The organism is Acinetobacter sp. ANC 4169 (genome assembly GCF_002135355.1).
Classification (GTDB): domain Bacteria; phylum Pseudomonadota; class Gammaproteobacteria; order Pseudomonadales; family Moraxellaceae; genus Acinetobacter.
This window is the reverse complement of sequence record NZ_NEGE01000016.1, coordinates 22,170-39,673: the sequence shown is the minus strand read 5'-3', so window position 1 is coordinate 39,673 and position 17,504 is coordinate 22,170. Positions and strand designations below refer to the sequence as shown.

20 protein-coding genes and 1 pseudogene are annotated in these 17,504 nt (G+C 41.2%); 16 read left to right on the top strand and 5 right to left on the bottom strand.

The genetic code is table 11. The annotated features are described in order from the left end of the window. Positions 1-76 precede the first annotated feature (76 nt). The 3 genes from B9T26_RS12790 (at position 77) to B9T26_RS12780 (ending at position 2,129) form a co-directional block, all read left to right on the top strand. On the top strand, positions 77-913 hold the full coding sequence (locus B9T26_RS12790) for a ParA family protein (protein WP_086200058.1): 837 nt from the start codon (positions 77-79) through the stop codon (positions 911-913). Between the two features lie 15 nt (positions 914-928). Then, positions 929-1,318, top strand: a complete 390-nt coding sequence (locus B9T26_RS12785) for a hypothetical protein (protein WP_086200057.1) — start codon at positions 929-931, stop codon at positions 1,316-1,318. A 220-nt stretch (positions 1,319-1,538) separates the two neighbouring features. Then, entirely contained in the window at positions 1,539-2,129 is a 591-nt protein-coding gene (locus tag B9T26_RS12780) for a LysE family translocator (RefSeq protein WP_086200056.1), read from the top strand. 27 nt (positions 2,130-2,156) lie between these two features. On the opposite strand, the gene B9T26_RS12775 is transcribed toward B9T26_RS12780, so the two are convergent. Beyond that, complete coding sequence (locus B9T26_RS12775; protein ID WP_086200055.1) at positions 2,157-2,789, bottom strand: DedA family protein; 633 nt, start codon at positions 2,787-2,789, stop codon at positions 2,157-2,159. 196 nt (positions 2,790-2,985) lie between these two features. On the opposite strand from B9T26_RS12775, the gene B9T26_RS12770 reads away from it, so the two are divergent. The 6 genes and pseudogenes from B9T26_RS12770 to B9T26_RS12750 form a co-directional block, all read left to right on the top strand. Beyond that, positions 2,986-3,405, top strand: coding sequence for a DoxX family protein (locus tag B9T26_RS12770; protein WP_086200054.1), 420 nt, complete (start codon positions 2,986-2,988; stop codon positions 3,403-3,405). Between the two features lie 149 nt (positions 3,406-3,554). Next, a complete protein-coding gene (locus B9T26_RS12765) occupies positions 3,555-3,953 on the top strand; it encodes a NirD/YgiW/YdeI family stress tolerance protein (RefSeq protein ID WP_086200053.1) in 399 nt (132 codons plus the stop codon). Next, entirely contained in the window at positions 3,901-4,077 is a 177-nt protein-coding gene (locus B9T26_RS15700; protein ID WP_171263008.1) for a hypothetical protein, read from the top strand. Before B9T26_RS12765 ends, B9T26_RS15700 begins: the two co-directional genes overlap by 53 nt. Before the next feature lie 144 nt (positions 4,078-4,221). Beyond that, positions 4,222-5,805: a glutamine-hydrolyzing GMP synthase gene (gene guaA / locus B9T26_RS12760; protein WP_086200052.1), complete on the top strand. Its 1,584-nt coding sequence runs from the start codon at positions 4,222-4,224 to the stop codon at positions 5,803-5,805. Positions 5,806-5,950: 145 nt separating this feature from the next. Next, a complete protein-coding gene (locus B9T26_RS12755) occupies positions 5,951-6,895 on the top strand; it encodes a hypothetical protein (RefSeq protein ID WP_086200051.1) in 945 nt (314 codons plus the stop codon). A 37-nt stretch (positions 6,896-6,932) separates the two neighbouring features. After that, positions 6,933-7,124, top strand: a pseudogene (locus tag B9T26_RS12750) (restriction endonuclease); the annotation flags it as partial. Here B9T26_RS12750 and B9T26_RS12745 read toward each other — a convergent pair. Next, entirely contained in the window at positions 7,125-8,393 is a 1,269-nt protein-coding gene (locus tag B9T26_RS12745; protein ID WP_086200050.1) for a GGDEF domain-containing protein, read from the bottom strand. It abuts the pseudogene before it with no gap. A gap of 329 nt (positions 8,394-8,722) precedes the next feature. Between B9T26_RS12745 and B9T26_RS12740 the strand changes: the two genes are divergently transcribed. The 3 genes from B9T26_RS12740 to B9T26_RS12730 all read left to right on the top strand — a co-directional run bounded on the left by B9T26_RS12740 (position 8,723) and on the right by B9T26_RS12730 (position 10,840). Next, positions 8,723-9,670 carry a pirin family protein gene (locus B9T26_RS12740; RefSeq protein ID WP_086200049.1) on the top strand — a complete coding sequence of 316 codons (948 nt, stop codon included), beginning with the start codon at positions 8,723-8,725 and terminating at the stop codon, positions 9,668-9,670. A 23-nt stretch (positions 9,671-9,693) separates the two neighbouring features. Next, complete coding sequence (locus B9T26_RS12735; RefSeq protein ID WP_086200048.1) at positions 9,694-10,092, top strand: OsmC family protein; 399 nt, start codon at positions 9,694-9,696, stop codon at positions 10,090-10,092. A gap of 100 nt (positions 10,093-10,192) precedes the next feature. Next, the gene (locus B9T26_RS12730) at positions 10,193-10,840 is read left to right on the top strand and encodes a glutathione S-transferase (protein WP_086200047.1); all 648 of its coding nucleotides are present in this window, start codon (positions 10,193-10,195) and stop codon (positions 10,838-10,840) included. 45 nt (positions 10,841-10,885) lie between these two features. On the opposite strand, the gene phoR is transcribed toward B9T26_RS12730, so the two are convergent. The 3 genes from phoR to B9T26_RS12715 all read right to left on the bottom strand — a co-directional run bounded on the left by phoR (position 10,886) and on the right by B9T26_RS12715 (position 13,908). Then, positions 10,886-12,244 carry a phosphate regulon sensor histidine kinase PhoR gene (phoR, locus tag B9T26_RS12725; RefSeq protein ID WP_086200046.1) on the bottom strand — a complete coding sequence of 453 codons (1,359 nt, stop codon included), beginning with the start codon at positions 12,242-12,244 and terminating at the stop codon, positions 10,886-10,888. A 25-nt stretch (positions 12,245-12,269) separates the two neighbouring features. Continuing rightward, positions 12,270-12,980 (bottom strand): phosphate regulon transcriptional regulator PhoB, encoded by a 711-nt coding sequence (phoB, locus tag B9T26_RS12720; protein ID WP_086200045.1) that lies wholly within the window; start codon positions 12,978-12,980, stop codon positions 12,270-12,272. Between the two features lie 238 nt (positions 12,981-13,218). Continuing rightward, positions 13,219-13,908, bottom strand: a complete 690-nt coding sequence (locus tag B9T26_RS12715; protein WP_086200044.1) for a TetR/AcrR family transcriptional regulator — start codon at positions 13,906-13,908, stop codon at positions 13,219-13,221. Between the two features lie 235 nt (positions 13,909-14,143). On the opposite strand from B9T26_RS12715, the gene B9T26_RS12710 reads away from it, so the two are divergent. The 4 genes from B9T26_RS12710 to B9T26_RS12695 all read left to right on the top strand — a co-directional run bounded on the left by B9T26_RS12710 (position 14,144) and on the right by B9T26_RS12695 (position 17,398). Then, positions 14,144-14,992: an SDR family NAD(P)-dependent oxidoreductase gene (locus tag B9T26_RS12710; protein ID WP_086200043.1), complete on the top strand. Its 849-nt coding sequence runs from the start codon at positions 14,144-14,146 to the stop codon at positions 14,990-14,992. 293 nt (positions 14,993-15,285) lie between these two features. After that, positions 15,286-16,230 carry a TauD/TfdA dioxygenase family protein gene (locus B9T26_RS12705; RefSeq protein WP_171263009.1) on the top strand — a complete coding sequence of 315 codons (945 nt, stop codon included), beginning with the start codon at positions 15,286-15,288 and terminating at the stop codon, positions 16,228-16,230. Between the two features lie 130 nt (positions 16,231-16,360). After that, positions 16,361-17,074: a Crp/Fnr family transcriptional regulator gene (locus B9T26_RS12700; RefSeq protein ID WP_086200042.1), complete on the top strand. Its 714-nt coding sequence runs from the start codon at positions 16,361-16,363 to the stop codon at positions 17,072-17,074. 108 nt (positions 17,075-17,182) lie between these two features. Further along, positions 17,183-17,398 carry a TOBE domain-containing protein gene (locus B9T26_RS12695; protein WP_086200041.1) on the top strand — a complete coding sequence of 72 codons (216 nt, stop codon included), beginning with the start codon at positions 17,183-17,185 and terminating at the stop codon, positions 17,396-17,398. The last annotated feature ends 106 nt before the right edge of the window (positions 17,399-17,504 follow it).

Here is a 17,504-nt window from a genome sequence, read left to right as displayed (position 1 = left end):
GACATAATTATTCTAGTCGCAAGGCGTGTAGGTTAAACTGCAATTCATAGATAACTATAAATGATAGGGGATTCCAATGCTGATACGTGTGGTTTTTAATCAAAAAGGTGGGGTAGGCAAGTCCAGTATTGCAGTGAACTTGGCGGCAATTAGTGCACATCAAGGTTTGAGAACCTTGTTGATAGATCTCGATCCGCAAGCCAATTCCAGTCAATATCTATTGGGGGATGATGCGACCTATACGGTAGATAAGCCGGCGCTGGAACCCAATATTGAAAACTATTTTGAAGAAGTGCTGGGAGCTACCCAAAGCAAGGGGCTTTTAGGCAATGCCATTGGTTCTATTTTAAAGAACCGCGATAAAGGTCTGGAGCGCTATGTGCACCAATCTCCTTTTAAAAATCTGGATGTGATTCCTGCAAGTCCCACTTTGGGTGCACTGGCATATGCCTTAGAGTCAAAACACAAGATTTATAAATTACGTGATGCCTTGCAACAGCTGGAAGGGCAGTATGACCGGGTGTATATCGATACTCCGCCTGCGTTTAACTTCTTTACGCTATCGGCGCTGATTGCAGCCAGTCGCGTGCTGATTCCTTTTGATTGTGACGTATTTTCCAAGCGTGCTTTGCAGACCCTGATTGAAAATGTCATTGAAACACAAGATGATCATAATGATCGCCTGGAAATTGAAGGGATTGTAGTGAATCAGTTTCAGGCGCAGGCTAAATTACCGCGTGAAGTGGTACAACAGCTGAAAGATGAAAGCTTGCCAGTGTTAGACAGCATGTTGCCGCCTTCCATTTTAATGAAGGAATCACATCTGAAAAATCAGCCTTTAATCCATTTGGCAACCGATCATAAATTGACGCAAGCCTATCAATCGTTGTTCAATGAAATTGAGCATATATAAGCATTGAGATTTCTCATGAAAACGATTTATCTAGGCTTCCTTCTGGGAAGTACGGTCTTATTGGGTGCCTGTGCAACGACGGTGAAACCGAGTTATGTTTCTCCGACCCAGTATCAAGCACTCAATTGCCAGCAATTGCAAAGTGAATATAACCGTATTCAGCAATATATCGACAATGGTGTGCAAGCACCAAAACGCACTGGCGTCGGTGTGGGTGTTGGTGTGGGCGGCGGTTGGGGCAGTCATGGCGGTTGGGGAATTGGCCCGAGTGTTTCGGTAAATATGGGACAATCTTCAAATACCAAAAATACTGAACTGGCACGTTTGTTAGGCGAGCAAGAAGCAGTAGTGCAGGCAGCACAATTCAAAAATTGTCCTATTATTGTTCGTAAGAAAGTTCAATAATTACTCGATTAATCACTCTATTCTTGTTCTTTAATCAAGGCTGGGGTGATTAAATCTTAGTAAAATGTTTCAAAATAAATCATATAAATATCATTTGCTTAATCGTTTTTATTGCATTTTTTAAACGCATCAGGTGATGCTTTTTCGTCGAAAAATACTTGTCACTTTTTATCGGTTTCATATAAGGTGTGCCCCAGTTTAAGGGTGATATCAGGTATGTATGATTGAGAGTTGGCTTTTTGTATTGGCAGTGATTGCGGTGCTGATGATTCCGGGTCCGACCAATGCATTACTTGCAAGCTCGGCGCATCAACAAGGTATTGCCAAAACCAGCCTGTTTATTCCGGCAAAATTGCTTGGCTATTTTTATGCCATTAATTTGTGGGCATTACTCATTCATTTGTGTGGTCCAGTCTGGCCGAACTTTATTCATATCCTGCATTTTTGTAGCGCTATTTATGTGGTGTGGCTGGCCTTTCATTTATGGAAAGCTTCAGATTTAGAAAAGCATAATCAACGTCATCATTCGATCCGACCTCGGCAACTGTTTTTTTCAACCTTCAAAAATCCCAAAGCCTTGTTGTTTGCTGCAGGTGTGCTACCGCTTGAAACCTGGAACAATCCGACTAATTTTGTGTTGGTATTTGCGGCGTTCAGTTTGGTGCTGTTGCCTACGGCAGTGTTCTGGATGTCTTTTGGGCGTGCAATTTTGGCAGGTCAGTCCAGACAAATAAAAGCCGATCTCTTATATAAAGGATCGGCCATGTTGCTCATTATGTGTATGTTGCCTGTAGTGGTTCGATTTTTTTAATTTTTATTTTACATACCACACAGGAGTTTAAGCGGTCTTTTTCAGCTTTTGGCGAATAAAACCAATGATACCCGGCAAGACACTAATAATAATGATGCCAAAAATCAGATGGGTAAAATTGTCTTTGACAATTGGCATATTGCCGAATAAATAGCCCAGAGTCACAAAGGAACCGACCCAGCAAATGGCACCAATCACGTTAAAACTCAGGAAATATTTATAATTCATATGACCTGCACCGGCAACGAACGGGGCAAAGGTACGGGCAAAAGGAACAAAACGCGCAAAAATAATGGTTTTACCACCATGTTTTTCAAAGAATTTTTGCGTATAGGTTAAATGCTTTTTATTAATGAATCGTGATTCAATTTCAAATACACGTGGTCCAATAAATTTACCAATATGGTAATTCAGGGTATCGCCCAATACTGCTGCAGCAAATAGCAAGATGACCAGTACATAAGGATTCATTGCCCCTGTGGACGCCGCTAATGCCCCTGCAGCGAACAGCAGGCTATCTCCCGGCAGGAATGGCATCACCACCAAACCCGTTTCCACAAAAATAATCAAGAAGAGAATGGCATAAATCCACACACCGTAATTGGTGATAAATTCGAGCAGATGGGCATCAACATGTAAGATAAAATCAAGCAGTTCCATGAAAGGTACAGACAGCAAAAATGTGCTGAAATCCTAGCAGTCCGGGACATGAAAGTCAGTACCAAAAAGGAAATTAATTGCGCTTTCATCCGGCCATCTTTTTGCAATGATTTATCTTACAAATTATTTTTGAAGCAGATAAAAAATAAGCTTAGGATGAACAGGTCATTAAAACAAAAATGAATAGGTGACCCGTATGTTAAATCCTAATATTACGATTAAAAATTTACTTCAGAATCCACAAGTTGATGCTGTCATTAGCCTGATCGCGCGTCTGTTGATCGCTTATATTTTTATTGTGGCTGGCTGGGGGGAAATCACAGCCTATAGTGCGACCATGGGTTATATGGAGTCGAAGGGAGTACCTGGTGCGCTGCTTCCTTTAACCATTCTGGTTGAATTGGGTGGGGGACTCGCTTTGTTATTGGGGGTTCAAGCCCGCCTTGCAGCTTTAGGTCTGGCAGTATTCAGTTTAATGACCGCATTGTTGTTCCATGGTGCTGCTGAAGATGCAATTAACTTTATGAAAAACATGGCGATGACCGGCGGGCTATTATTCTTGATGCTGCATGGTGCAGGAAAATTCAGCGTGGATTATAAGATAGAAAAATCGTGATTCAATTTGAAAATAACAAGATAGTAAGCGTGCATATTTCATTTTTGTAATTACATAAAAGCTGTGCATACTACATAAAAAATGCGTACATAAATTAAGCAAATTTTGCTTCAATAAAGCTTGATGAAGCTACCCTAGTGGAGTCAATCATGAAGCAAATGTTATTGGTAATTTTTATATCCGGTTCAATGTTTTCTACAGCATCATGGGCAGGTAAAAGTGATCAGGTCATCATGACTGAAGCTGCTCAAAACATGGTGACTGTTGCAGAAGCAAAGCAACTCCCAGATGAAACTGCGGTCACGCTCTCCGGCGTCATTGTTAGAAAAACCCATAAGGATCATTTTGAACTAAAAGATAGCTCGGGCAAAATTGGTATAGAAGTGGATTCTGACTTATGGAGACCGATGGGCTTGAAAGCAGGTGATAAAGTCAAGGTGATGGGTGAAGTGGATACCCATACCGGTCAAGCGACGGATATCGATGTGGTTCAAATTGGAAAAATGGACAAACAATCTGATAAATGGACTTGGTATAATCAGCAGTGATGAAGAAGATGCTTTATTAAAACCGATAGGCTTGAATCTGGTTGATAAAGTGAAAGTAATTGCTGAAGTCGATACTGATCTGAATGAACCCACAGATATAGATGCGGTTAAAATTGAAAAATAAAAAAGTACTCGAACAGGGTGCTTTTTTATGATCGAAATATAATGCAATCAATTGAATGCAAGCCTTGTGCGAATAGTGTGCTTAATGCGACGAAAAATGATAGAATGCAGCGCTTATTTCGTTTGCCTTACATAGTTGTTTGTCATGACTACCAATACTCAAATCACTGAAGACCGCATCCTGATCCTGGATTTCGGTTCTCAATACAGTCAGCTTATTGCACGTCGTGTACGTGAAGCTGGTGTATATTCTGAAATGTATGCCTATGACATGTCTGAAGAAGACATTCGTGCATTTAATCCAAACGGTATCATCTTGTCTGGTGGTCCGGAAAGTGTTCATGAAGAAGGTAGTCCACGCGCACCTGAAGTTGTATTCAACTTGGGTGTACCTGTATTGGGTATTTGCTATGGCTTACAAACCATGTCTGAACAGCTTGGCGGTAAAGTAGAGCCAGGTACAGTACATGAATTTGGTTATGCAGCGGTTGACGTTTTGGTTCGTGACCAGCTTCTTGGTGATTTAAATGATGCTGATTCTGAAAGTGGTAGCCACAAACTCAATGTTTGGATGAGCCATGGCGATAAAGTCAGTGCAATTCCAGAAGGTTTTTCGGTTACTGCCAGCACACCAAGCTGTCCATTTGCAGCAGTAAGCGATGAAAAACGCCGTTTCTATGGCGTGCAGTTCCACCCGGAAGTAACGCATACTGCTAAAGGTGCCGAGTTATTGTCTAACTTCGTACACAGCATTTGTGGTTGCCGTAATCTTTGGAACTCTGAAAATATTATCGACCTTCGTGTTGAACAGTTACGTGAGCAGATTGGCGATCAAAAAGTATTGCTTGGTCTTTCAGGTGGCGTAGATTCATCTGTGGTTGCTGCATTGCTTCATAAAGCGATTGGCGATCAATTGACTTGCGTATTTGTAGATAACGGTTTGCTCCGTTTGAACGAAGGCGAGCAAGTGATGGACATGTTTGCGAAAAACATGGGTATCCGTGTGATTCGTGCCGATGCTGAAGATCGTTTCTTATCTGCGCTTGCAGGTGAAGTAGATCCTGAGAAAAAACGTAAAATCATTGGTCGTGAATTCATTGAAGTCTTCGCTGAGGAAGCGCGTAAGCTTGATGGTGTAAATTTCCTTGCACAAGGCACAATTTACCCAGACGTGATTGAATCTGCGGCAACTAAAAATGGTAAAGCACACGTGATTAAATCACACCACAACGTGGGTGGTTTACCAGACGATTTAGCCTTTGAATTGGTTGAGCCAATTCGTGACTTGTTTAAAGATGAAGTACGCCGTTTAGGTACAACTTTAGGTTTACCGCACGAGATGCTTTATCGTCATCCATTCCCAGGTCCAGGTTTGGGCGTGCGTATTTTGGGTGAAGTGAAAAAAGAATATGCTGACATCCTTCGTCTAGCGGATGACATCTTCATGCAGGAACTTCGCGCTAGCGGTTGGTATGACAAAACTGCTCAAGCATTCGCTGTATTCCAACCGGTTAAATCTGTTGGTGTAGTGGGTGATGGCCGTCGTTATGCATGGGTGATTGCACTGCGTGCAGTTGAAACTGTGGACTTTATGACTGCACGTTTTGCGCATCTTCCTTATGAACTGGTAGACAAGATTTCGACTCGTATCATGAACGAAATTAAAGATGTTTCACGTGTAGTTTATGACGTGTCATCTAAGCCACCAGCGACAATTGAATGGGAGTAATTTAGGGGTTTCAAGAAGCGAAGCTTCTTGCCTAAATTACGCCAAGAGCTATGCTCGCGGCAGTGTCTGATTCTAGACACATCCGATAAAAAGGACGCTTCGGCGTCCTTTGTTTATTATAAAAAATATTTCAGGGAGATTTAATTTGGCTCAGTACTATGATTATGATCGAGTAGTTGATATTTATGAATATGATGCTATAGATAAATATTACAAAGGCAAAAGTAGATATGAGCAAAAGAAAGGGTCAGGGTTGCCAGCTAATTCAACAGATATTCCAATACCAGTTTCAGGGGCTAAAGCAGGATTTATTTATGTTTTTAAGGAAGATAAGTGGGAAGAGGTAGAAGATAAATTTAATAAAATAGATATAGAAGAGGTTAGTTATGTATTTTCTGAAAATCTCCGTGAATCTTTTCAAGGAGGAGTAATTGAGAATCCAATTTTGTATTTCCCCCAATATCCAGTATTACATAATTTTATAAATTCTCATTTAAAGGCTATGTTTCTTAGCAAAAAAATTTCTTTAATTCAAAAAAAATACTTTGAAGTTAGACAACTTCATAATTCATTCATTCAAGAGATAACAAAATATAGTGTTGATCAAAATGATCTGGGCATTCTTTATAAAGTGGAAACTGAATTTTTAGTCATGATGATGAAAATCGTTATTGATGAATTAGTACAGCTGACATTTATTATGTCTAATTACGAGCTTATAAAAAAAGATTTGAGTTTTGAAAGACTAGATTCATTAGGAGGAATTCTAGATGAAAATCAAAATCATATGATCAGTAAAGAAATTATTCTAGGAAATGATGCTGAATATGAAAAAGATAAAACAGGATTCTTGAAAATATTAAATGAATTATTTAATTCAATTAAGCATTCATCTTTACATCATGAGAGCTATGCATCATATTCAGAAACCCCGAACATAGTCTCTTATTACGTAAAAAATAATAAACTATCAAATTATAAAGTAAAATTTCATAATCATTCGCTAGCTCAAATTATGTGTGGATTCATAGAGAATTTTGAAAGAATTATTAGAAATCAAAAGAAGTATTTAATGATAGTGAATTCATAAGAATCTATTAATAAAAACTTTTATCTTTAAATTATTAAAAGGCGTATTTATTACTACATCCAATTTCAGTAAGGAAGCAATCGAATCCGCCAAAAAATCAGGGATTGTTCTCATAGATGGTGACAAACTCACGTCACTCATGATCGAATTTGGATTGGGTGTTCAAGTCGAGCGTAGTTTTCATATTTATAAAATCGACCAAGACCGTTTCGATGAGGATAATTTCTAATTATTCATGGGTATAAATTGCCACCTGATTGCGTCCATTTTTCTTGGCTTGGTAGAGTGCAATATCGGCATTTTTAATCAGCAAATTTAAATCGCTTTGGTTGGGTTGCAGTTGGGATACTCCAATCGACACACTAAAATTAAAGAAGCACTTATCTTTAATACAAATTTGATGGCTTTCAATTTTTCGGCATAAACGGTTGGCAATGCTAATCGCATCTTCCAGTGTGGTATTGGGCAGCAAAGCAATAAATTCTTCCCCCCCAAAACGGGCCAATACATCGGCATGACGCATTTCGCGACGGGTAATATCTGCCAGTACCCGCAGCACTTCATCCCCCACATCATGTCCGTAGGTGTCGTTAATATTCTTAAAAAAGTCGATATCAAACATCAACAGACAGGTTAAATTATATTTGGGCCATTGCTGTATGCTTTGTTCGGCCAGTTGTAAAAATTGTCGACGGTTATACAGCTGGGTCAGTTCATCGGTATGTGCCATTTCACTTAAGGTGTAATAGTTCCAGTCATTGAGTAAAACCCGCAAAAAATTACGTTTCGAATTTAAGGTGTTATTCCAGCTGATATACATACTGAGCAATAAAACCGGCGCGTAAATGAGTGAAAATAAAATCAGTTCCTGAAAACTGACTAACATGAATACGCCATTAAAAATCACTGCGCTAATCAGCAGGGAGCTAAAAATGGAATTGCGAAAAGACACCTGTACGCCTAAATTGCCCAATAAAATAAAAATGATGCTGGCGTATAGATAAGTATTCACAACGGGACTATGCGACAAATACAGCAGCTCAAGCCATATAGCAGCTGCAGCTGCAACAGAGGCTGGCAGCAAACTATCCAGAACTTTAATATTCTTGCAGTAGCGGAAAGCCACCCAGTTGATCAATAAGGCAAAAATTACAAGGCTGAGCCGTGCAATACCGGACAGCATGCCAATGTCCGGTAATAAAACCCAATCGACAAAGAAATAGCTTAAAAAAGTCAGTTGACCAATCAAATTGACGCATTTTAAAAATTGACGTTGGTGCTTATTTTGATAGTCCAGATAATATTGTTGAAATTGCTCTGGAATACGGGTTGTCGGATGTTCTAGTTGTTGTTCTATTTGTTTTTTATTGTCGAGCGTACACAGCCGCTTGGGTAAAATGGCGGTTCCGACATTTGAATATTTATCTTCATTGTCTCTAATATGCTTATGTTCTTGATTTTCTGAGTAATGAGAATTTTCCTGCTGTCCATGGGACATGATTATCCTCTTCTATAGCAAGATTGGTCAGGAGGAAATAGTATGCTGAGGAGAAATATCTGTATACAGCAGACTCGGCAAGTTGTCGGTATAATTGTGACAAAAAATTTTTTTCCTATAAAATTCATATGAATAGGCTATAAACAGCCAGTAATTTATCGCGTTTAAACCTTGTTTTATGAAGGAAATTTCAAAAATAACATTGTCCTATACATGGTATTCAGAGTATTAACTTAACTATAGGCTGAATGACGAAGAATCTATATGATTTATGACAATAGATGAGAACTTACAAGAACAGTCGCGTTCATGAAATTCAGGATAGGAATATGACCAATAGCAACTATACAGAGCTTTCCAATTCGGACGATTGTGAAAAATATATCAATCAGTTTATTCAGGAATTTCCTTTACGTAGTGCGGAAATTGGGCAGGGCACCGTAATTAAACGCGCATTGCCAAGCCGGCATAAACGTTTAATTGGGGCGTGGTGCTTTCTGGATCATGCGGGTCCGGCGGTTTTTCCTCAAGGCGATGGTCTGGATGTCGGGCCACATCCACATATTGGTTTGCAGACTTTTACCTGGATGATTGAAGGTACCATGATGCATACCGACAGCTTGGGTACAAAACAGCTGATTCGCCCCAAACAGGTCAATTTAATGACTGCAGGATATGGGATTTCACATACTGAAGTCGCACCGGAAAGTGAAACCCATATGCATGCTGCCCAGCTCTGGATTGCCTTGCCAGATGACAAGATCAATATGGCGCCACGTTTCGATCATTATCCGGAACTGCCTGTGGTGGAAAAAGATCAGGTTGAATTTACCGTATTGGTGGGAGAGTTTTTACAAACCCAGTCACCGGTCGAGGTTCATACCGAATTGCTGGGTGTAGATTTAACCGCGCAGGAATCTACCACCACCCGAATTCAATTGAATCCAAAATTTGAATATGGCTTTATGGCGCTCGATGGTGAAGCTGAAGTCAATGGTCATGAACTGACTGAAGACAACATGGTGGTGCTGGAGCCAGGTATGACTGAAATCGAAATCCGGTTGCACAAAGGCAGTCGTGTCCTGTTGTTGGGCGGTGAACCTTTTGAGTCACCGATATTACTGTGGTGGAACTTTGTCGGGCGGACTCAGGAAGAGCTTTGCCAAGCCCGCGACCACTGGATTGCTCAGCATGAACGTTTTGGTACGATTCCTGACTATCCGGGACCCCGCTTGGAAGCACCCGCATTTCCCGATAAAATGCGCGCCTCACGATAACAACAAAACTTAGGATTGTGGATATGGCAATTATTGCAAATGCAGAAGTACACAGCCTGGCTGAACCTTGGTCAGGTGAAGTGACCAGCGGAAAACACCAGTTTATTACCGATAAACCCGAATCCTTTGGCGGGCAGGATTTAGGGCCTGCACCTTATGACCTGATTTGTTCGGGCCTGATTTCTTGCACCATGATTACCTTGCGCATGTATGCCAGTCATAAAGGCATAGAATTAGGTCAATTTTCTGTGGAAGCCGATTTTAATGCCAATAAAGAAGGCAAAGAATGGATTGAGCGCCGTTTGTCTTTTGCTCAGCCATTATCGGATGAACTGAAACAAAAAGTTTTAGACATCAGCAGTAAAACGCCAGTCACCAAAACATTGTTGCGCAGTCTGGAAATTAATACGGTTCTGCTTTAACGACATGACCCTGATACCGATGACATTTTGTCTAAAGCAAAATGTCATTTGTTAAAACCATCCGCTATGATCAAAATATAAAAATAGAGGTCAAAAAATAATGATTACACTGCATCATTTAGATCAATCTCGCTCTTTTCGAATTTTATGGGCTTTAGAAGAACTGGCTCAAGATTATCAGGTCAAGTTTTATAAACGTCTACCTACGTTGGCTGCACCACCTGAATTAAAGCTGGTTCATCCTTTGGCTAAAGCACCGATCTTGACCGATGAGGATCAGACCATTGTTGAATCGGCAGTGATTTTGCAACATCTGCAAGAAAGCTATGATACAGCGCAGAAATTTAAACCGAAGGCCAAAAAGGATCAGCAACAGTACCGCTACTGGATGCACTATGCCGAGGGTTCCTTAATGCCTTTATTGGTGATGCAACTGGTGATGAACAATGTACCAAAACATGTGCCTTGGCTGATTAAGCCCGTGGCACACAAAATTACTGCGGGCGTGAAGGCGGGATTTATTCACCCGCGTTTAAAAGATCATATTGCCTATCTGGAAGATTATTTATCCAAGCATGAATATTTTGCCGGATCATTTTCTTTTGCTGATATTCAGATGTGGTTTCCGCTTGATGCCATTCAATCCAGAACCTCGGGTTCATATCCGCATATAGCCCAGTATCTGAAACGTCTTGCGGAGCGGCCTGCCTTTCAGAGAGCCAGATTCAAGGAACAAGGCCTGACTTAATACAGTCAGCTGCCTTGCTTTAAAGCTGGATTAAACCGGGAATGTCTAGTTTGGTTTGTAAAGGCGTTCTTTAGGGAAAATGACTTTGAAGGTTGAGCCTTGATTTTCTTTCGATTCAATTTCCAGATGTGCGCCGTGTTGCATCAGCACATGTTTCACAATGGCCAGACCTAAACCGGTTCCTCCGGTTTGGCGGCTACGGGCACTATCTACACGATAGAAACGCTCGGTTAAACGCGGCAGATGTTTGGGGTCAATCCCGATGCCGGTATCTTGAACGGTAAAGATGCCATGTTCGCCATCATCATGCCAACCCATGGTAATGGTTCCACCTTTGGGGGTGTATTTAATGGCATTGGTAATCAGGTTGCTAAAAGCACTGGACAGCTCGGTCTCGGAACCGATCAGGTCACAATGACTGTCAATATCGAGGTTGAGTGCATGGTGGTAGTCGACATTATAGGCTTGCGCATCATCGAATAGCTGGTTCATCAGACTCGGCATTTCAATAATCTGATTTTTAGCAATTTTTTTATCATTTTCTAAGCGCGACAATAACAGTAAATCATTCACCAACGCATTCATGCGTTTGGTTTGCGCCTGCATCTGGTCGAAGGCACGTTTCCAGCGCGGATTTAACTCTTCCTGATCGGTAAAAGTTTCAATATAACCGCTGAGTACCGTAAGCGGTGTACGTAATTCATGGGAAATATTATCGACAAAATCTGTGCGCATCTGTTCCAGATTATGCATGCGGGTCACATCATAAGCCACCAGTAGGCGGCTTTCCCCGCCAAAACGGGTCATTTTGACTTGCACATAATGGTCTTCAAAGGCAGAAGATTTCATTTTCAGGCCATCAGGTGCTTGATCGATATGATTGAAATATTCAATAAAATTGGGCTGACGCAAAATGGTTAAAATATTGCGACCACGATCGAGCGGCTGAATGCCAAGTAGCTTTTCTGCAGCCGGATTCCACCATTCAATTTGATGCAGTTCATCAATTAAAACCACAGCTTCAGCCAGCGCTACCAGTGACGATTGTGCCCGATCAATCAGGCCGACCATTTCCGCCTGTACAATACGTTCCTGACGCTGTGCGCGATACACATTAAACAGCAATGCACCCCAGATGCCATTTAAATTGGGTGGCACATCATAAGGGCGATTGGAAATCCATTCATTCACCAGATATAGCGAGCGTAATTGCAAGGCAAAAAACACCGTAAAAGCAATGAAGACAAAAATCCAGAAATAGCCAATCCCTAAACCGATTAAACCTGCAATCAGCAGTAAAAAGGCCAGCAGACGTAAATCCTGCTTGGCAAAAGTCCATAAACTGCTGTAACGGAAACGTTTATGTTCGCGTGCAAGTTCCGGGACGGGATAGGGTTCATACATAAAACACAATTGACCTAAAGAGCGGCTAACCTAAAGCGACATCAGAGCGGGTAGAAAAACGATAACCAGTGCCACGAACGGTTTGTACATAACGGTCAGCACCATACGGTTCCAGCACTTTACGCAAACGGCGGATATGTACATCAATGGTACGGTCTTCAATATATACGTTACCACCCCAAACCTGGTCAAGCAATTGCGCACGGGTATAGGCCCGTTCCGGATGGGTCATGAAGAAGGCCAGCAAACGGTATTCGGTTGGCCCCATCTCTAAAATATTTTGACCATGACTGACACGCTGACTGACCGGATCCAGTATCAGACCATTGGCATCAATGGTTTTTTCGCCACTGAGCGCATTGGCACGGCGTAACACGGCCTTAATGCGGGAAACCAGTTCACGGGTGGAAAAAGGTTTGGTCATGTAGTCATCGGCACCGGCATCCAGACCTTGCACTTTATGGTCTTCTTCAGCGCGGGCCGTGAGCATGATCACCGGAATTTCAGATAGGGTTTCATCACGTTTTAAACGGCGGCACAGATCTACACCGCTGACACCACCCGGTAACATCCAGTCGAGTAAAACAAGCGCAGGACGTTGATCGACAATCATCTGGTGGGCTTGTTTTGCATCCTCGGCTTGTAAGCACTGAAAGCCTGCCATATCTAAAGAGGTATGAATCATCTCTCGAATGGGAAGTTCGTCATCGACGATTAATATATAGTCATCTTTCACAACGCAATATCCTATTTGATGTTAACGGTGAACCGTTTTTTATTTATGACAGGCTTATTACAAAGATTAATTATGACAGTATCATTGCAGAAAAGGCAGCTCTGCCTATTTTCGCAAAAAATTGTGACAATTTTGATGTCATAAAATGAAGAATTTAAAATAAATCAGCTATATAAATATATTAAATTCAAGATGTTGAATATTTTTTAACAGTTTTGTAAAAGTAACTGCTTTTTGATCATATTTTTTCTTTTTCCGAAAAAGTCTCCAGCAGCGATAAGAAGACGATGCTGCAAGAAGAGAGGACATTCTCCAGCGAGGGTTTAAAATCACTGACCACCCAGCGAATGGCGATTTGTGTGACATAGCCATTTAATCCGGTTGAAATCATTGAGATTTCACGTTCAGAGCGGTTAATGTTCGGCATCATCAGCATGACAAAAGCATGAATCATGCGGTCAAAACGCAACATGGTTTCATGGATGGTGGCCTGGTTATGCAGCTCTTGCACCAGCATGGCATCGATATAAATAATCCGTGCCATATGTGGATTGTCTTTTAAGGTGGTAAGCAGGGCAGTGAGACCCGCTTCGATCATTTTTTTGGGATCGGTCGAGGCCTGCATAATGGCCTGCATGACATTGTGCTGCAACTGATCAATGAGCTTTAAAAAAATGGTTTGAAACAGTTCTTCACTTTTCTTAAAGGATTCATAGAAATAGCGTTCAGTCAGTTTGGCTTCAGTACAAATGTCCTTGACCGTAACGGCAAAAAAACCATGCGTACCATAGGCTTCAATCCCGGCTTCAATCAGTTTTTCACGACGTGCCTGTTTACGTTCGGTTAAGGACATGCCTTTAAATTGACGTTCTTTGATTTTCGCCGGTTTTTTTTGATTTTCTTCGAAACTTTTGTGCTGTTCAGTCATAAATGTGGTGTGCCAAATGAAATCGAGATTTTGCCTTATATTAACAATAATTTATCTCTATACCTATGCGTAAAGCAAAGCCGCGGCTTTTACTGTATGGATGGATAACTTACATATTATATTGACAATGGTTATTGTCAAAATTATATTGGATGGATGAACTGCACATCATCCCGACAGAAAAACAATCGAGATGTTTAGGATGATGAGGCAGAAAATTGAATAAGGATAGGTCATGAAAAATTTTAAAAATAAAGTCGCAGCAATTACCGGTGCAGGGTCAGGTATTGGGCAGCAATTGGCAGTACTGTTGGCGAAGCAAGGCTGTCATTTGTCCTTAAGTGATGTCAATGAACAGGGTTTGGCAAAAACGGTTGAACTGGTCAAAGACAGTCATGTCCGTGTGACGACAAAAAAGGTCAATGTAGCCAAGGTTGAAGACGTTCGTGACTGGGCTGCGGAAACCGTGAAAGATCATGGTTCAGTTAACATGATTTTTAACAATGCCGGTGTGGCATTGGGTTCAACCGTGGAAGGCGCTTCGTATGAAGAGCTGGAATGGATTGTCAATATTAATTTCTGGGGCGTGGTCTATGGCACCAAAGAATTTTTACCCTTGATCAAGCAATCGGGTGAAGGGCATATCATCAATATTTCCAGCCTGTTTGGCTTAACGGCTCAGCCGACCCAATCTGCCTATAATGCGACCAAGTTTGCGGTGCGTGGTTTTACTGAATCCTTGCGTCAGGAACTGGATATGGAAAACTGTGGCGTGAGTGCACTCTGCGTGCATCCGGGTGGAATTCGTACCAATATTGCCAATGCGGCGAAAATGAATGACAGTATTCGCGCCTTGGGTATGCATCCTGAAAAATCGGCCAAAGCCTTTAATAAGTTATTACGTTGTCCGCCTGAAGAAGCAGCACGTCAAATTATTGAGGCAGTTCAAAAAGATAAGCGCCGTTTGCTGATTGGTAACGATGCCAAGGCAATCGATTTGATGCAGCGCATTTTGCCGACCGGCTATCAGCGCGTTATGGCATTGGCGACAAAATTAGGCAATAAAGGCAAGAAATCCGCTTAACAGCCTACCCCTTAAAAACCCGCATCATCATGCGGGTTTTTTTATGTCTGTTATTTAGCTGCTGCCTCTCAGGCAAGGCTCAGACTTTTGCACAAATTCAGTATTTAGCTTTAAGACCGGCTTTTTATGCATTTTTTATTTTTTCGATATCTGAAAAGCAGTATAGCAATGTCAACAAATTGACAGATTTGAATAAGCGCTTTTGGCAAGATGATTTCACAGCACGAATTCAGGCTTGAATTAAAAAGCCATTAAAAGAACAACCCAATTGATAAATCAATGAGGCATATATCATGAGCTATACATATCAGCATATTCAAGTGAAACCGATTACTGGCCATACCGGCGCAGAAATTCAGGGCCTAACACTTTCAGGTGACTTGGCTGAGGAAGTTGTACAGGAAATCAATCAGGCGCTGCTGCAGTACAAAGCCATTTTCTTTAAAGGTCAAACGCATTTGGATGATGAAGCGCAGGAAGCTTTTGCAGGCCGTTTAGGTGAATTACTGAATCACCCGACTGTGCCGATCAAGCAAGGGTCTAAACATATTTTAGAACTGGATTCGTCACATGGCGCGCGCGCAGATTCATGGCATACCGATATCAGCTTCCTGGATGCTTATCCAAAAGCCTCAATTCTGCGCAGCGTGGTGGCGCCGGCTGCCGGCGGCGATACGGCTTGGGCCAATACCACTTCGGCCTATGCTTCTTTACCTGAACCTTTAAAGGCGCTGGCAGATACACTGCGTGCTGTGCATAGCAATGATTTCGACTATGCAGCGATTGTTAAAAATAAAACACCAGACGCCATATCCAAATATAAAAACTTTTTTAATTCAACCGAATATGAAACAGAGCATCCGCTGGTGCGTGTGCATCCTGAAACCGGTGAAAAAACATTGCTGCTGGGGCATTTCTTTAAGCATTTTGTCGGCTTCAATTCCAAAGATTCGCGCAAGCTGTTTGAGCTGTTCCAAAGCTATGTGGTGAAGCAGGAAAATATTGTGCGCTGGCGCTGGGAAGCAGGTGATGTGGCAATTTGGGACAACCGTGCGACACAGCACCGCGCTATTAATGATTATGGCGATCAGCACCGCGTCGTCCGCCGTGTCACTTTAGCCGGTGATATTCCAGTCGGTGTGGATGGTCGTCCAAGCGAAACGCTGCGTAAAGAGCAGAAACAGGATATCAGCGATTACCGTCTGACCCATGATGGTCAATATGAAAAAGTTTCATAAAGAATGCAAAATAATTCGTAAACTTTGCATTTAAAACGCTAAGGAATCAAAAATAAATGATTCGTCAGCACTGATTCATCCATCTAATATATTTTAATCTTTTTAAATTAGAATTAATGGTGGATGAATCATGTATTTAAATAAAAATGAAAATATTAGAAATAATCATGAATATTTAGTTTTAAGCGATATTTTTAAAAATTTGTCTGAAAATGATGTTTATAAAATATTAGAAAGTTCGGTAATTAAAAAATATTATAAAAATGATTTAATTCTTAATAAAGAAAATAGCAGCGATATGCTGCATATTCTGCTGGACGGAATTGTTCAAATTGGATACCTCAGCCCTTCCGGGCGTTTTCACGCCTTCTATTATTATTCTGAAAAACACATGCTTAATCTGCTGCCGTGCCTGAATTCAGAGGCGCTGGATTATGACTACTATGCCTTTAATGCGGTGAAAGTATTGCAGATCCCAAAAGCAGTTTTTATGGAAGAAATAAGAAATAACAATGCTTTAAAGCAGGATGCTTTGGAGATACTCAGCCTGCGCATGCAGCATTTAATGCATCAGGTGAAATTTCTGCAAGTGGCGAATCTGCATCAGAAAGTCTGCAAAATGCTGCTGGACCTGGCACGGCAGTATGGCGTCCAGCATCCGCTCGGCACGGAAATCCGGCTGAAAATTTCACAGCATGATCTGGCGGATTTGCTGTCCTCTTCCCGCCAAACCATTCATAAAGAAATCAAGATGCTTTCACATCAGGATATTCTGTGCTGGCAATATGAAAATATCATTATTAAAAATAATTTTTATTTAAAAGAGCAGGTGAATTTAATATAGATAGAACTATTCATTTTATAAAAATAGATAATAAAATCATTTTATATTATTTTTTTGAAATTAATAAATGCGTCATGATTAATTCCAAACAAAACCATAGGAATTAAAATGACAATTCAATCTATTAATGTTCGCAACCAGCTTAAAGGCACGATTCAGGAAATTGTGAAAGGAGATGTGGTTTCAGAAGTCGATGTGGTGACTGCATCAGGCGTATTTACTTCAGTGATTACCACACGTTCAGTGCTGGAATTGGATTTGCAGGTCGGCAGTCAAGTGATTGTGCTGATCAAATCGACCGATGTGTCACTTGCTAAGCTGTAGGTGCCTATCGTTCATGAATCATCACATAAGAAAAAGTTTACAACAGGGCGCAGGCATTTTAACTGGCACTGTTGCAAATAGAGATTTGAGTCGATGATGTTCCCTT

What these genes read in the sequence shown, in the direction of transcription:
- B9T26_RS12790 (WP_086200058.1), top strand. Translation starts at nt 77, where the DNA reads ATGCTGATACGTGTGGTTTTTAATCAAAAAGGTGGGGTAGGCAAGTCC.
- B9T26_RS12785 (WP_086200057.1), top strand. Translation starts at nt 929, where the DNA reads ATGAAAACGATTTATCTAGGCTTCCTTCTGGGAAGTACGGTCTTATTG.
- B9T26_RS12780 (WP_086200056.1), top strand. Translation starts at nt 1,539, where the DNA reads ATGATTGAGAGTTGGCTTTTTGTATTGGCAGTGATTGCGGTGCTGATG.
- B9T26_RS12775 (WP_086200055.1), bottom strand. Translation starts at nt 2,789, where the DNA reads ATGGAACTGCTTGATTTTATCTTACATGTTGATGCCCATCTGCTCGAA.
- B9T26_RS12770 (WP_086200054.1), top strand. Translation starts at nt 2,986, where the DNA reads ATGTTAAATCCTAATATTACGATTAAAAATTTACTTCAGAATCCACAA.
- B9T26_RS12765 (WP_086200053.1), top strand. Translation starts at nt 3,555, where the DNA reads ATGAAGCAAATGTTATTGGTAATTTTTATATCCGGTTCAATGTTTTCT.
- guaA (WP_086200052.1), top strand. Translation starts at nt 4,222, where the DNA reads ATGACTACCAATACTCAAATCACTGAAGACCGCATCCTGATCCTGGAT.
- B9T26_RS12745 (WP_086200050.1), bottom strand. Translation starts at nt 8,393, where the DNA reads ATGTCCCATGGACAGCAGGAAAATTCTCATTACTCAGAAAATCAAGAA.
- B9T26_RS12740 (WP_086200049.1), top strand. Translation starts at nt 8,723, where the DNA reads ATGACCAATAGCAACTATACAGAGCTTTCCAATTCGGACGATTGTGAA.
- B9T26_RS12735 (WP_086200048.1), top strand. Translation starts at nt 9,694, where the DNA reads ATGGCAATTATTGCAAATGCAGAAGTACACAGCCTGGCTGAACCTTGG.
- B9T26_RS12730 (WP_086200047.1), top strand. Translation starts at nt 10,193, where the DNA reads ATGATTACACTGCATCATTTAGATCAATCTCGCTCTTTTCGAATTTTA.
- phoR (WP_086200046.1), bottom strand. Translation starts at nt 12,244, where the DNA reads ATGTATGAACCCTATCCCGTCCCGGAACTTGCACGCGAACATAAACGT.
- B9T26_RS12715 (WP_086200044.1), bottom strand. Translation starts at nt 13,908, where the DNA reads ATGACTGAACAGCACAAAAGTTTCGAAGAAAATCAAAAAAAACCGGCG.
- B9T26_RS12710 (WP_086200043.1), top strand. Translation starts at nt 14,144, where the DNA reads ATGAAAAATTTTAAAAATAAAGTCGCAGCAATTACCGGTGCAGGGTCA.
- B9T26_RS12705 (WP_171263009.1), top strand. Translation starts at nt 15,286, where the DNA reads ATGAGCTATACATATCAGCATATTCAAGTGAAACCGATTACTGGCCAT.
- B9T26_RS12700 (WP_086200042.1), top strand. Translation starts at nt 16,361, where the DNA reads ATGTATTTAAATAAAAATGAAAATATTAGAAATAATCATGAATATTTA.
- B9T26_RS12695 (WP_086200041.1), top strand. Translation starts at nt 17,183, where the DNA reads ATGACAATTCAATCTATTAATGTTCGCAACCAGCTTAAAGGCACGATT.